The sequence below is a fragment of the Pseudomonas sp. B21-028 genome (assembly GCF_024749045.1).
Taxonomy (GTDB): domain Bacteria; phylum Pseudomonadota; class Gammaproteobacteria; order Pseudomonadales; family Pseudomonadaceae; genus Aquipseudomonas.
The window spans coordinates 4,162,816-4,175,769 of record NZ_CP087184.1 but is presented as its reverse complement, the minus strand read 5'-3'; the positions used below and the strand labels follow the sequence as shown (position 1 = coordinate 4,175,769).

Annotated in this window: 12 protein-coding genes; 2 read left to right on the top strand and 10 right to left on the bottom strand. The window is 62.8% G+C overall.

Annotation, left to right across the window (positions count from 1 at the left end; all coding sequences use genetic code 11):
* Positions 1–72 precede the first annotated feature (72 nt).
* Genes LOY35_RS17570 through LOY35_RS17530 form a run of 9 tightly spaced genes read right to left on the bottom strand, consistent with a single transcriptional unit; the run spans position 73 to position 8,469 of the window.
* Entirely contained in the window at positions 73–1,140 is a 1,068-nt protein-coding gene (locus LOY35_RS17570; RefSeq protein ID WP_258625186.1) for a chemotaxis response regulator protein-glutamate methylesterase, read from the bottom strand.
* Positions 1,141–1,142: 2 nt separating this feature from the next.
* Entirely contained in the window at positions 1,143–1,652 is a 510-nt protein-coding gene (gene cheD / locus LOY35_RS17565) for a chemoreceptor glutamine deamidase CheD (protein WP_408981162.1), read from the bottom strand.
* A complete protein-coding gene (locus LOY35_RS17560; RefSeq protein WP_258625184.1) occupies positions 1,649–2,485 on the bottom strand; it encodes a protein-glutamate O-methyltransferase CheR in 837 nt (278 codons plus the stop codon). The genes cheD and LOY35_RS17560 overlap by 4 nt, the downstream gene beginning before the upstream one ends.
* Complete coding sequence (locus LOY35_RS17555) at positions 2,482–3,018, bottom strand: chemotaxis protein CheW (protein ID WP_258625183.1); 537 nt, start codon at positions 3,016–3,018, stop codon at positions 2,482–2,484. Before LOY35_RS17555 ends, LOY35_RS17560 begins: the two co-directional genes overlap by 4 nt.
* A 38-nt stretch (positions 3,019–3,056) precedes the next feature.
* Positions 3,057–4,715 carry a methyl-accepting chemotaxis protein gene (locus LOY35_RS17550; RefSeq protein ID WP_258625181.1) on the bottom strand — a complete coding sequence of 553 codons (1,659 nt, stop codon included), beginning with the start codon at positions 4,713–4,715 and terminating at the stop codon, positions 3,057–3,059.
* 33 nt (positions 4,716–4,748) lie between these two features.
* Positions 4,749–6,839, bottom strand: coding sequence for a chemotaxis protein CheA (locus LOY35_RS17545; RefSeq protein ID WP_258625179.1), 2,091 nt, complete (start codon positions 6,837–6,839; stop codon positions 4,749–4,751).
* 37 nt (positions 6,840–6,876) lie between these two features.
* Positions 6,877–7,161 (bottom strand): lipid asymmetry maintenance protein MlaB, encoded by a 285-nt coding sequence (locus LOY35_RS17540; RefSeq protein WP_258625176.1) that lies wholly within the window; start codon positions 7,159–7,161, stop codon positions 6,877–6,879.
* A gap of 16 nt (positions 7,162–7,177) precedes the next feature.
* A complete protein-coding gene (locus LOY35_RS17535; RefSeq protein WP_003203044.1) occupies positions 7,178–7,546 on the bottom strand; it encodes a response regulator in 369 nt (122 codons plus the stop codon).
* Between the two features lie 11 nt (positions 7,547–7,557).
* On the bottom strand, positions 7,558–8,469 hold the full coding sequence (locus LOY35_RS17530; protein ID WP_392396973.1) for a methyl-accepting chemotaxis protein: 912 nt from the start codon (positions 8,467–8,469) through the stop codon (positions 7,558–7,560).
* 721 nt (positions 8,470–9,190) lie between these two features.
* On the opposite strand from LOY35_RS17530, the gene LOY35_RS17525 reads away from it, so the two are divergent.
* Both LOY35_RS17525 and LOY35_RS17520 read left to right on the top strand, forming a co-directional pair.
* On the top strand, positions 9,191–10,537 hold the full coding sequence (locus tag LOY35_RS17525; protein ID WP_258625171.1) for an MATE family efflux transporter: 1,347 nt from the start codon (positions 9,191–9,193) through the stop codon (positions 10,535–10,537).
* A 141-nt stretch (positions 10,538–10,678) separates the two neighbouring features.
* Positions 10,679–11,344, top strand: a complete 666-nt coding sequence (locus LOY35_RS17520) for an HAD family hydrolase (protein ID WP_258625169.1) — start codon at positions 10,679–10,681, stop codon at positions 11,342–11,344.
* A 130-nt stretch (positions 11,345–11,474) separates the two neighbouring features.
* On the opposite strand, the gene ppnN is transcribed toward LOY35_RS17520, so the two are convergent.
* Positions 11,475–12,848 (bottom strand): nucleotide 5'-monophosphate nucleosidase PpnN, encoded by a 1,374-nt coding sequence (gene ppnN / locus LOY35_RS17515; RefSeq protein ID WP_024777331.1) that lies wholly within the window; start codon positions 12,846–12,848, stop codon positions 11,475–11,477.
* Between the last annotated feature and the right edge of the window lie 106 nt (positions 12,849–12,954).

The window sequence follows — 12,954 nt, the reverse complement described above, 5'->3', positions numbered from 1 at the left end:
GTGCTTGCGACCATTCCGCCGGTGTAGACCGACTGTGGTGAAGGGGATTCATTTGTGGCAAGGGACTCATGGCTACCGATGCAAAATCACCTGGGCAATCTCCTGCAACCCCATCACCCGTTGCGCGGCGTTGAGCTTGATGGCTTCCTTGGGCATGCCGAAGACCACGCAGCTGGCTTCGTCCTGGGCCACGGTGGTGCTGCCGGCGTCGAGCATTTCCTTCAGGCCGCGGGCGCCGTCGTCGCCCATGCCGGTCATGATGATGCCGGTGGCATTGCGGCCTGCGAACTTGGCCACCGAGCGGAACAGCACGTCCACCGACGGGCGATGGCGATTGACCAGCGGCCCGTCCACCACCTGCACGTGGTAGAACGCGCCGCTGCGGGTCACCATCATGTGCTTGCCGCCGGGGGCGATGAGGGCCAGGCCCGGGTGGATGCGGTCGTTGTTGCGGGCTTCGCGGACTTCGATCTGGCACAGGCTGTTGAGCCGGGCGGCGAACGAGGCGGTGAATTTTTCCGGCATGTGCTGGACGATCACGATGCCCGGGCACACCCGTGGCAGGGCGGTCAGCACCGCTTCCAGGGCCTGGGTGCCGCCGGTGGAAGTCCCCAGGGCGACGATGCGTTCGGTGGTCTGCGCCATGGCGTGGCCGTTCGCGGCGGGCAACATGGCATCGGCGCTGAGCTTGGTGGCCGGTACCAGGGGCGCGGGGCGCTTGCCCAGGTTGCGGACGTTGACCTGGGCGGCGCCCCTGATCGCCGCCACCAGTTCCGGCGCCGATTCCAACAGAAAGCTCTTCAAGCCGCTGGTGGGCTTGGTGATGATCTCCACCGCGCCGGCGGCCATTGCCTGCAAAGTGGTTTCCGCGCCCCTGGGGGTCAGGGACGAGCAGATCACCACCGGGGTCGGGCGCTCGCTCATGATCTTCTTCAGGAAGGTGATGCCGTCCATGCGTGGCATTTCCACATCCAGCACGATCACGTCCGGCCACTCCCGGGCCAGCTTGTCCATGGCGAAAATCGGATCGGAGGCCGCGCCCATGACGTGGATGTCCGGGGTGTCACTGAGAATCGCCAGCAGTACCTGGCGGACCACGGCAGAGTCGTCCACCAGCAATACATTGATCTTTTTTGACATGGTTAATGCCGGGTCCTTATCGGTTGGTGCCTGACCCACACGTCGCCGCTGCACAGGTCGAAGATGATGCTCCGGTAGCCGGTGCTACCCATGTCCTGGGCAATCAGGTCCAGGCGATAGAGGGCGGCCATTTCCAGTGCCGCATTGACGTTCAGCCGCGCAACGTCGCCGAAGGGGACTTGCCGTTGCAACTCGGGGAACATCTCGCCGCCGCCGAACAGCTTGAGCTGGTATTCCTCGGGTTCGGTGTGATGGGCCCGCGCCTCGCGGATGAACAGTTCGATGGCTTCGTCGGCGTACATGCCGTTGAGGGCCGTGGAGCAGCGTACGCGGCTGGGCAGCATGAAGTGGCACATGCCGCCGATCCGGTGCTCTGGATGCCACAGGGTGATCGCCACGCAGGAGCCGAGGATAGTGCGCAGGCGGGTCGGGCACGTGGCGAAGCGGAATTCACCCGGTGCCAGGTAGACCTCGGCAACGTCCCTTGTCGCGAGTTGCAGGGCGGCGCTCATGGTTTGCGATAAATCGATGGCATCACCATTTTCAACGCATCGGACACCCCGTTGAGGCTTTCCGAATGGCTCACGATGAAGTACCCGCCGGGCTTGAGCCGAGGGATCAATCGGGCAACCACTTTGCTCTTGGTGGGTTGGTCGAAATAGATCATGACGTTGCGCAGGAAAATCACATCGAACTCCCCCAGCTCCGGCAAGGTTTCGTTGAGGTTGACCTGGACGAAGTTGACGCGGTTGCGCAACGCCCGGTCGATCAGGAACGTGCCTTGCTGGCTGCCTGTACCCTTGAGGCAGTATTTCACCAGCAGCGGCTGGGGCAGGGTGCGGGCGCGCTCCATCGGGTAATGCCCGGAGCGCGCCTTGGCCAGCACCTGGGTGCTGATGTCCGAACCGATGACTTCCCAAGGCGTGGTGCCCAACCCTTCGGCCAGGGTCATCGCCAGGCTGTAGGGTTCTTCTCCCGATGAACTGGCCGCGCTCCAGAGGCGAAAGGTCTTCCCCGGTACGGCCTGGGGCAGCACGTGCTGACGCAGGAAGTCGAAATGCTTGGGTTCTCGGAAGAAGTAGGTTTCGTTGGTGGTGAGCAGGTCCAGCGCCACCTGCAGTTCGTCGCTGCGCTGGCCGTTCATGATCAGTTTGAAATACTCGCCGTAGCTGCCCAGTTCATAGTGCTTTAGGCGCTTGGACAAACGTCCGGCCACCAGGGCTTTCTTGGCGTCGGACAGGTTGATGCCGGCAGCCTTGTACAGCCAGGATTGAAACTGGCTGAACTCTCGATCACTGAGGGCCAGTGAGTTCACGGTGCGTTCCTTGCAGATGGCGGTGTTCACTGGTTTTCAAACTCCAGCGCGGTGGGGCTGGCTTCGGCCAGTTGGGACATTTCGTCGATGGACAGCACACGGCCCACCTCCAGCACGATCACGAACTTGCCGTCGACCTTGGCCATGCCGCTGATGAAGTCGGCACGGATCTTCGCGCCGAAACCCGGCGGCGGTTCGATCTGCGAGGCCGGGATTTCCAGTACCGCCGACACCGTGTCCACCAGCAGACCGATGTCCTGGGCGTGGCCGTCTTCGGTGTTGGCCTCGATGATCACCACACACGAGCGCCGCGTAATCGACGAGTTCTGCCGGCCGAAACGGGCCGACAGATCCACCACCGGCACCACCGCACCGCGCAGGTTGATCACCCCACGGACGAAGGCCGGCATCATCGGCACCACGGTCAGATTGCCGTATTCGATGATCTCCTTGATGCAGAGGATGCCGATGGCAAACATCTCCGTGCCCAGCATGAATGTCAGGTATTGCGCTTCTTCCTCGACCGCGATGGCGGTTTGACGGGTGGTAGCGATGGCGCCCATGGCTTTTCTCCTTTAAGCGAGCCTGTGGAACCGGACCGTCAGAACCGGGTGAATTCGGATTCGTCCGGCGCGCTGGCCATGTTGTAGGCAAACGCCTTGGGCAACGTGGTCACCGAGGCCCGGGCCGGCTTGCGGCTGGACGGCCCGGGTGTGTGGTCGACCTTCACCGGCAGGCTGGCCGATTTGGGCGGCGTGTCCAGGGTGAAGAAACTCATGGCCTGTTGCAGTTGTTCTGCCTGGCTGCTCATTTCCTCGGCGGTGGCGGCCAGTTCTTCGCTGCTGGAGGCGTTCTGCTGGGTCACCTGGTTGAGCTGTGTCATGGCGGTGTTGATCTGCGCAACGCCTGCGGCCTGCTCTTCGGAAGCGGCGCTGATTTCCTGGACCAAGTCCGAGGTCTTGTTGATCGACGGCACCATCTCGTCGAGCAGATTGCCGGCTTTCTCGGCCATGTCGACGCTGCTGGAGGACAGTTCGCCGATTTCCTGGGCGGCGACCTGGCTGCGTTCGGCCAGTTTGCGCACTTCGGCGGCAACGACGGCGAAGCCTTTGCCATGCTCGCCGGCGCGGGCGGCTTCGATGGCGGCGTTGAGCGCCAGCAGATTGGTCTGGTAGGCGATGTCGTCGATGATGCTGATGCGCTGGGCGATTTTCTTCATCGCCACCACGGTCTGTTGCACCGATTCGCCACCGTCGGTGGCTTCCTTGGCGGCCTTGCTGGCCATGCCGTCGGTGACCTTGGCGTTCTCGGTGTTCTGGTTGATGCTGGCGCTCATCTGCTCGATGGAGGCGCTGGTTTCCTCGACGCTGGCCGCCTGTTCGCTGGTGGCCTGGCTCATGGACTGGGCGGTGGCGCTGACCTCTTCGGAGGCGCTGGCCAGATTGTCCGCCGCGTTGCGCACTTCACCGATGATGTGGGACAGCTTGCCCACCATGTTCTGCATGGCGTTGAGCACCATACCGGTTTCGTCCTTGGAGCCACCCTCGATTTTCGCGTTCAGATTGCCTTCGGCCAGTTGTTCGGCCACCTGCGCGGCCTGCTTCAAGGGGCGGGAAATGACCCGGGAGATGAACAACGCCAGGCCCAGGCCGATCAGCAGGGCGGCAGCCAGCACGGCGATGATCGACAGGCGCGATTTTTCAAACAGCGCCGTGCCGCGGTCGCTGGCCGCGTCGGCACCGGCATCATTGAGTTCGACCAGCTTTTGCAGGTCGCTGGTTACCAGGTCGAATCGACGCTTGGACTCGCCCCGCAGCAGCGCATGGGCTTCATCGGACCGATTCTGCCGGGACAGGGCGAGCAGCTCTTTACTGACCGCGAGATAGGCGACCCAATCATTGCGGGTTGTCTCGAACAGTTGGCGGTCTTCGGCGCTGGAAAGCAGTTTTTCATAGGTCGCCAGACGGGACTCGACCCCTTTCCTGGCTTCTTCCGCTTCCTGTTCGACCGTGGTGCGCTCCTGCTCGGAATCGGCGGTGATATGGCGGTTTTCCTTGAGGCGATAGTTCGCGCCATAGAAACGCATGCCGGACGCCGCGCGCATCGATGGCATCCAGTTTTCGCGGATTTCGGTGGTGATGCCGTTCACCTCGCCCAGCTGGATGATCGAGAACACTCCCATGACAGCGGTCAGGGCCAGCACCACAAGAAATGACGTGATCAGTTTGGTGGCGATTCTAAGATCGTAGAACCATTTCATTGGGAAATACCTCTCCATGGAGTTGCTAAAGCGTCAGCGAGCGTTGGCTTGTGAGAATTGGGTGGATGTGTAGCGGTTTTCTATCTGGGCGATCTGGGTGAGCAGCGCCGGCACGTCGAGAATCAGCGCCACGGCGCCGCTGCCCAGGATGGTCGAGCCGCTGATGCCGCGCAGGGCGCCGAACAACTTGCCCAGCGGCTTGATGACGGTCTGGAATTCACCCAGCAAGTCATCCACCACCAGTCCGGCCTTGAGTTCGGCATAGCGCACCACCACGACGTTCTGCCGGCGTGAAGCCGGGCCTTCGTGATTGAAGTGATCGCGCAGGTACACTAGGGGCAGCACCTCGCCGCGCAGGTCCAGGTAACCCTGCTCGCGGCTGGCGGTGCCGTCGTCTTCGCTCAGCTCGATACACTCCTGGACCATGTCCAGCGGAATGACATAGGTGGACTGGTCGATGCCCACCAGGAAGCCATTGATGATCGCCAGGGTCAGCGGCAAACGGATGCGCACCACGGTGCCCTGACCCGACTGGCTGTCCAGGTCCACGGTGCCGCGCAGCAGGGTGATGTTGCGCTTGACCACGTCCATGCCCACGCCCCGTCCCGACAGGCTGGTGACGGCCTGGGCGGTGGAGAAGCCAGGTTCGAAAATCAGGTTGTAGATCTCCTGGTCGGTCGGGCTGGCGCCTGGGGCGACCAAGCCACGTTCCTGGGCTTTTTCCAGGATCCGGTCACGGTTCAGGCCGGCGCCGTCGTCGGCGATTTCCAGCACGATACTGCCCGAGTCATGGTAGGCGTTGAGGTGCAGATGCCCCTTGGCCGGCTTGCCGGCCGCCAGCCGCGCTTCGGCGGTCTCGATGCCGTGGTCCATGGCGTTGCGCAGCAGGTGCATGAGCGGGTCGCCGATTTTCTCCACCACGGTCTTGTCCAGTTCGGTTTCCGCGCCGCTGATGATCAGGTCGATGTCTTTGCCCAGTTCCTGGCTGACATCGCGCACCACCCGGCGGAACCGGTTGAAGGTTTCACCGATGGGGATCATGCGCAGGCGCAAGGCGCCGTCGAGGATTTCCTCCACCAGCCCGGATACCGTCGAGGTGGCTTCCTGTAACGAATCGTCTTGACAGTTACGGGCCAGCAGGCTGGTGCCGGCACTGGCGATGACCAGTTCACCCACCAGGTTGATCAACTCGTCGAGCTTGTCGGCATTGACCCGCACGTAGGCGCCGTCCTTGGCTTTGTTTTCACTGCTGGCCGGCGGCCTGTCGGCCGGGAGTTGGGCAGACGTTCGTGGGGTCTTGCGCTGGTCCGGCAGCAGGTCGCCGACGGTGACCAGCGCGGTGCTTTCGTCGCTGGGTTCCTGGACGGTGGCAACCAGACCGGTGTTCGCCCGGTCATCAACGGCCACGATTTCGATCAGGCAATCTTCCCGGACGAAATCGAAGACTTCATTGATTGCCCCGTGGCTGGCGGCCGAGCGGAAATCGATGTCGAACCCCAGGTAGCAGGATTCGGCGTCAAAAGCTTCGACGCTGGGCAACGCCTCGGTCAGTGTGTCGAGGTGGACGATTTCACCGAGGGTCTGCAGATAGCGCAGGAATGACAGCGGGTCCATGCCGTTGCGGAACACGTCCTGGCCGAAGCGCAGGCAAATACGCCAGAGGCGCGTTTCGGACGGCGCCTGCGTAGTGGTTTCAGCCGCCGGTGCCGGGGCGTCGTCAGGCGGGGGCGCCTGGTACTCCTGCAGGACCTGGCACAGCTCCATCTCCCGTTTCAGGGCCGGCGGCGTCAGCGTCCCGCCCTGGTTGGCCACCACGTTGATCAGTTCCAGCATGTGATCGCTGGACTTGAGCAGCACCGCGATCAGGCCTGTATCCACCTCGACGCTGCCGTTGCGCAGGCGATCGAGCACGTCTTCGACGATGTGGGTGAAGCTGACGATGGGTTCCAGGCCGAACAGCCCGGCCGAGCCCTTGATGGTATGGGCCGCACGGAAGATCGCACCGATGGCGTCATCGTCGCCCGGGTCGTTTTCCAGTTGCAGCAGGGATTCTTCCATCGCCTGCAACTGCTCCCGTGCCTCGACGATGAACGTCTGTTGTGCCTGGTCGAGATTGATGCTCACGCTCATATCCTTTGTCGTGTCGGGCGGTGATGCGGGGCTATGCCAGCAGGTTGCACAGCTCGAGTGTTTCGCGGACGGTCTTGCTGCGCGCGGTCAGGGTCAGCCGGCTACCGGCCTTCGGCGCTTCACGCTGGGCTATCAGCAGCAGTTGCAGGCCGGCCCCGTCCATTTCGGTCACCTGTGACAGGTCCAGTTCCAGGTGCGGCGTATTGCCCAGGCATGGCAGCAATTGCGCGGCCAGGTCGGCGGCGGTGTAGATCGTCAGCTCGCCGTCGATCCGCACCTGCGCGGTGTCACCTTGTGTTTCGTACAGCAGCGGCATTACAGCCTCCGGCCCTCTAAGGCAGAATCAGTTTGGATACCGCCGCCAGCATCTGCGCCGGTTGGAACGGCTTGACCACCCAGGCCTTGGCACCTGCCGCCTGGCCTTCCTGTTTCTTCGATTCCTGGGATTCGGTGGTCAGCATGATGATCGGCGTGAACTTGTAGCTGGCCAGCTTCTTGACCTCCTTGACGAAGGTGATGCCGTCCATGTTCGGCATGTTCACGTCACTGATGATCAGGTGCACTTTCTGCCCGTTGAGCTTGCCCAGCGCATCCTTGCCATCGCTGGCTTCGATCACGTCGTAGCCGGCACTTTTCAACGCAATGCCGACGACCTGCCGAACGCTCGCGGAGTCGTCGACAACCAATACACTTTTAGCCATGAACGGCTCTCCTAGAAGAAGGTTATTTCCTGTGAAGCTTGTTGCACGCCCGAGTCGCCGTGGTGGTTGCGGCGTTGCTCGTCGGTGGCATAGGTGGTTTCCATGCGGGCCAGCCATTGGCGGGCATCGATGGACACGGCCTGGTCGGGCGACTGGTGGGCCTGCTGCATATGCACGTGCAGGTCCTCGATGTTGTCGCGCACGTGGCTGAGGATCTGGCTGACCCGATCCTGGAATTGCAGGCTGACCAGCACCTCGGTGAGTTCGTCGCGGATGCCGAAGCTTTCCTGTTGCAGCAGGTCCGCCGACTCGGCGAGCTGCCCGGTTACGCTTTTGAAACGTTCCAGTACGCGCTGGATACTGTCTTCGGAACTGGACACCGAATGGCTGTCCTGGTCGGCGCCACTGGAGGCGGCCTGGACCAGTTGGGTGATGGCGGTATTGATGATGTCGACCTTGGCTGACATCTGTTGGCCGGTCTCGCTGGATTTGCTCGACAGGCTGCGCACGGCGTCGGCCACCACCGCAAAACCGCGCCCGGCTTCACCGGCCCGGGCGGCTTCGATGGCGGCGTTGAGGGCCAGCAGGTTGGTTTGCGCGGCAATCGCGGCGACGTCGGCGGCCATGGTCCGCAGCTCGCCGGTGTAGGCGGTGAGGTTGCGCACCTGGGCCAGGGTTTCGTCGCGGCTGGCTTGGGTGGCTTTCAGGGAATCGATCACCCGCACCAGTTCATTTTCGCTCTGGGCCAGCACCTGTACGGCGCCACCGCTGCTTTTCCCGGCCAGCTCACCGGCGGCCAATTGAGAGGCTTGCACGGTTTCTTCCAGGCGCGACGAAATGCCGGTGAAGCGGCTGGTCAGCGAGACGATCGCGGTCTCGGTCTGCTGCCGGGAGCTTTCCACCTGCTTGGCCCAGATCGGCATGGCACCGAGGATGACTTCGTTGAGTTGCGCGCTGGCTGTGCGGGGGGCGTGCTCGGCGGCTTGCAGGTCTTGCCGGGCGATGGTCGCTAGCGCGTCGTCGAACTGTCGACGCCGTGCCCGCGCGCCCCATAGGCCTGCACCCAGGCCAACGACCAGCAGCGCTGCGCTGAAACCGATGTTCTGTGCATTCGTCTCGTTGAGCGCCAGCACGCCGACAGCGCCGGCAACGGCCACGAGCACGGGGCTCCAGAGAACGCGAGGCGGGGTTGCGGAAAGGGAGTGACCGTGTGGGTACGACGTCATGGTTCGGTCCTTGAACAGTGTTGCTAACTGGTTATTGGCGAATAACTGGTTATCTGCGACCTCGGATTTGACTTGAAGACCAGTCGTCCGATTTCCGAATGCTGTAGGCAAAGGCCTACTCAGGGCGTGGCACTGTGCTACTTCAGATTAGCCCCAGTCTGTGAAATGTCGAATCGGCCTGACAGGATGAAACCGATGGGAGCAAGGCTTGCCCTGATACCAGTCAAGCCACGAACCTGTGGGAGCAAAGCTTGCTCGCGATAGCGGCAGACCAGCCAAAATGGTTGCTGGCAGACTTACGGCAATCGCGAGCAAGCTTTGCTCCTACAGTTTTCGCGCCGCCTTGCTCCCACAGTTTGCTCAGGATTGCGCTAAATTACCGACACCTGAATTGTCGAACCTGCCATCAAGAGCCCTCATGCCGACCCAGCCGCTCTGGAAAACCTATCTCCTGTTCCTCACCCCCATGGTCCTGTCCAATTTCCTGCAGTCCATGTCCGGCACGCTCAACAGCATCTACATTGGCCAGATGCTTGGCACCCAGGCGCTGGCGGCGGTGTCGGGGATGTTTCCGATCCTGTTCTTCTTCATCGCGCTGGTGATTGGCCTGGGCGCGGGGGCCGGAGTGTTGATCGGGCAGGCTTACGGCGCGCGGGAAACCGGCACGGTGAAGGCGATTGCCGGCTCGACGCTGCTGCTGGGGGCGATCATCGGTCTGGTGGCGGCAGTGCTTGGCAGTATTTTTACCCGTCAGGCCCTGCAAGGCTTGGGCACGCCGGCCGATGTGCTGGAGGACGCCGTTGCCTATGCCCGGGTCATGATGTGGATTCTGCCGATATTGCTGGTGTTCGTCCTGTTCACCCAGTTGTTGCGAGGGGTCAGCGATACGCTGACGCCTTTGCTCGCGTTGCTGGTGTCCACCGGGGTTGGGATGCTCCTCACGCCAGCGTTGATTCGTGGCTGGTTGGGACTGCCGCAGATGGGCATCCAGAGCGCGGCACTGGCGGGGCTGCTGGGCACGGCGTCGGCGATGGTGTTGCTGGCGTGGCGCTTGAACCGTCGCGAGCACGCCCTGGCACCGGACCGGGCGTTGTTCGCGGCGATGCGCCTGGACCGGGAGATCCTCGGCAAGGTGCTGCGCATTGGTCTGCCGACGGGGTTGCAGATGGTGGTGATCTCCCTGTCGGAACTGGTGATCCTGGCGCTGGTCAATCGCCACGGTTCCCAGGCCACGGCGGCCTACGGCGCGGTGACGCAGATCGTCAACTACGTGCAGTTTCCGGCCTTGTCGATTGCCATCAGCGCCTCGATCCTCGGTGCTCAGGCCATTGGCGCCGGACGCCTGGAGCGCCTGGGGCCGATCCTGCGCACCGGGCTGCTGATCAACGTCTGCCTGACGGGTGGCCTGGTGTTGTTGGGGTACCTGTTGTCCCACTGGCTGTTGGGGCTGTTCATCACCGACCCGGCGGCACGGGTCCAGGCCGAACACCTGCTGCACATCATGCTTTGGAGCTTGCTGGTGTTCGGTTTCCAGGCCATTGTCGGCGGCATCATGCGCGCCAGCGGCACGGTGTTGATGCCGGTGGCGATCTCGATTTTCTGCATCGTCGGCGTACAGGTGCCGGCGGCTTACCTGCTCGACGCCCACTTCGGCCTGGAAGGGGTATGGATGGCGTTTCCCGTGGCGTACCTGAGCATGCTGTTGCTGCAGGTGCTGTATTACAAACGGGTCTGGCAGCATCAGTCGATCGAGCGGTTGGTATAAATACCCCAGACACCATAACCCCTGTGGGAGCGAGCCTGCTCGCGATAGCGGTGTGTCAGGCAACCTCCATTCGACGGTGCCGACGCCTTCGCGAGCAGGCTCGCTCCCACAGGGGTCCAATGTTTTGACTGTGAGAATCCGATGTCCTTAAAGCACTCACCCAAGGCCTACCACGCCTTCCTCTTCGACATGGACGGCACCCTCCTGAACTCCATCGCCGCCGCCGAGCGGATCTGGACCCGCTGGGCGCTGCGCCACGGCGTGGACGTGGCGACATTCCTGTCCACTATCCATGGCGTGCGCGCCGTCGACACCATCGCTCGCCAGCATCTGCCGGGGGTGAATGCCCAGGCTGAAGCGGAGCAGATTACCCGAGAGGAAATCGAAGACGTTGAAGGCGTGGTGCCGGTGCCTGGCGCCGTGGCGTTCTTGAACGACCTGCCGCCGGAGCGCTGGGCGATCGTCACCTCGGCCCCCATGGCACTGGCCTTGCGTCGAATGGAGGCCGCCGGCATTCCGCGTCCCGCCGTGATGGTCACCGCCGAAGATGTCAGCGACGGCAAACCCAACCCGGCTTGCTATCGACTGGCTGCCGAGCGATTGCGGGTGGCAGCGGAGGAGTGCCTGGTGTTCGAGGATGCCGACGCTGGTATCCGCGCCGGTGAGGCGGCGGGGGCGGAGGTGATGGTGGTGACGGCGACGCATGTGCATCCGGTGGAGACTGATCATCCGTCGATCGAGGATTACCGTGGGTTGGGCGTTGGATTGGATGAGTCCGGCCTGATGTGGCTGAACACCACTCTATAACCGCCGCAGATCCCTGTGGGAGCGGGCTTGCTCGCGAAAGCGGTGGTTCAGTCGCATTCATGTTGAATGAGCCGACGCCTTCGCGAGCAAGCCCGCTCCCACAATGGGCACAGTGGGTGCTTGCGAGTGCTCAGGTCACCACGCGATAGCACGGCACATAGGCCGCGCCGCCCGGCAGTTTCATCCGGTGCTGGGCGACGAAGGCCTGGAGCAGGCGGTCGAGGGGTTCCATGATGGCGGGGTCGCCGTGGATCTCGTAAGGGCCGTGTTCTTCGATCAGGCGGATTCCCTTGTCCTTGACGTTACCGGCCACGATCCCGGAGAACGCACGGCGCAGGTTGGCGGCCAGCTCATGGGACGGCAGGTCGAGGCTCAGGCCCAGGCTGGCCATGTTGGCGTGGGTCGGATCGAACGGACGCTGGAAGCCTTCATCGATCTTCAGCAGCCAGTTGAAGTGGAAGGCGTCGTTGCGCTCGCGGCGGAACTGTTTCACTTCCTTGAGCCCCTGGGTCATCTGCCGTGCCACTTCGGCCGGGTCGTCGATGATGATCTGGTAATGCTTCTGGGCCGCTTCGCCGAGGGTCGCGCCGACAAAGGCATGCAGCTGATCGAAGTACGGCGCGGCGCTTTTCGGCCCGGTGAGGACGACCGGGAAGGGCAGGTCCTGGTTGGCCGGGTGCATCAGGATGCCCAGCAGGTACAGGAACTCTTCCGCGGTACCGGCACCGCCCGGGAAGATGATGATGCCGTGGCCGACCCGCACGAAGGCTTCCAGGCGCTTCTCGATGTCCGGCAGGATCACCAGCTCGTTGACGATCGGGTTCGGCGCCTCGGCGGCGATGATGCCCGGTTCGGTCAGGCCCAGGTAGCGTCCGCCATGGATGCGTTGCTTGGCGTGGGCGATGGTGGCGCCTTTCATCGGGCCTTTCATCACGCCGGGGCCGCAGCCGGTGCAGATGTCCAGGCTGCGCAAGCCCAGTTCGTGGCCGACCTTCTTGGTGTACTTGTATTCTTCGGTATTGATCGAGTGACCACCCCAGCACACGACGATCTTCGGCTCCACGCCGGGACGCAAGGTGCGGGCGTTGCGCAGCAGGTGGAACACGTAGTCGCTGATGCCCTGGGACGAACTCAGGTCGATGCGCTGGCTATCCAGTTCGTTCTCGGTGTAGACGATGTCGCGCAGGGCGCTGAACAGCATTTCCCGGGTACTGGCGATCATCTCGCCGTCGACGAAGGCGTCGGCCGGCGCGTTCAACAGTTCCAGGCGCACGCCACGGTCCTGTTGATGAATGCGGATCTCGAAGTCCTTGTAGGCTTCCAGGATGGTCTTGGCATTGTCGACATGGGCGCCGGTATTGAGGATGGCCAGGGCGCACTGGCGGAACAGGGTATAGATGCTGCCGGAACCGGCTTCGCTCAGTTGCTGGACTTCGCGCTGGGACAGGGTTTCCAGGCTGCCTTTCGGGCTTACCGAAGCGTTGATTACATGTCTTTGAGTCATTCAGCTTTCCTTGAAAACGATGCCGTGCACACTGAGGCGGCATCTTGAAAAATACGTCCACGCAGAAAGATCGCACGATCCTTGCGGTATCGCCATGGACTTTGAT

Coding starts and splice junctions, on each gene's coding strand:
- LOY35_RS17550 (WP_258625181.1), bottom strand. CDS start 4,715: ATGAAATGGTTCTACGATCTTAGAATCGCCACCAAACTGATCACGTCA.
- LOY35_RS17535 (WP_003203044.1), bottom strand. CDS start 7,546: ATGGCTAAAAGTGTATTGGTTGTCGACGACTCCGCGAGCGTTCGGCAG.
- LOY35_RS17525 (WP_258625171.1), top strand. CDS start 9,191: ATGCCGACCCAGCCGCTCTGGAAAACCTATCTCCTGTTCCTCACCCCC.
- ppnN (WP_024777331.1), bottom strand. CDS start 12,848: ATGACTCAAAGACATGTAATCAACGCTTCGGTAAGCCCGAAAGGCAGC.
- LOY35_RS17520 (WP_258625169.1), top strand. CDS start 10,679: ATGTCCTTAAAGCACTCACCCAAGGCCTACCACGCCTTCCTCTTCGAC.
- LOY35_RS17530 (WP_392396973.1), bottom strand. CDS start 8,469: ATGCCGATCTGGGCCAAGCAGGTGGAAAGCTCCCGGCAGCAGACCGAG.
- LOY35_RS17540 (WP_258625176.1), bottom strand. CDS start 7,161: ATGCCGCTGCTGTACGAAACACAAGGTGACACCGCGCAGGTGCGGATC.
- cheD (WP_408981162.1), bottom strand. CDS start 1,652: ATGAGCGCCGCCCTGCAACTCGCGACAAGGGACGTTGCCGAGGTCTAC.
- LOY35_RS17555 (WP_258625183.1), bottom strand. CDS start 3,018: ATGGGCGCCATCGCTACCACCCGTCAAACCGCCATCGCGGTCGAGGAA.
- LOY35_RS17570 (WP_258625186.1), bottom strand. CDS start 1,140: ATGTCAAAAAAGATCAATGTATTGCTGGTGGACGACTCTGCCGTGGTC.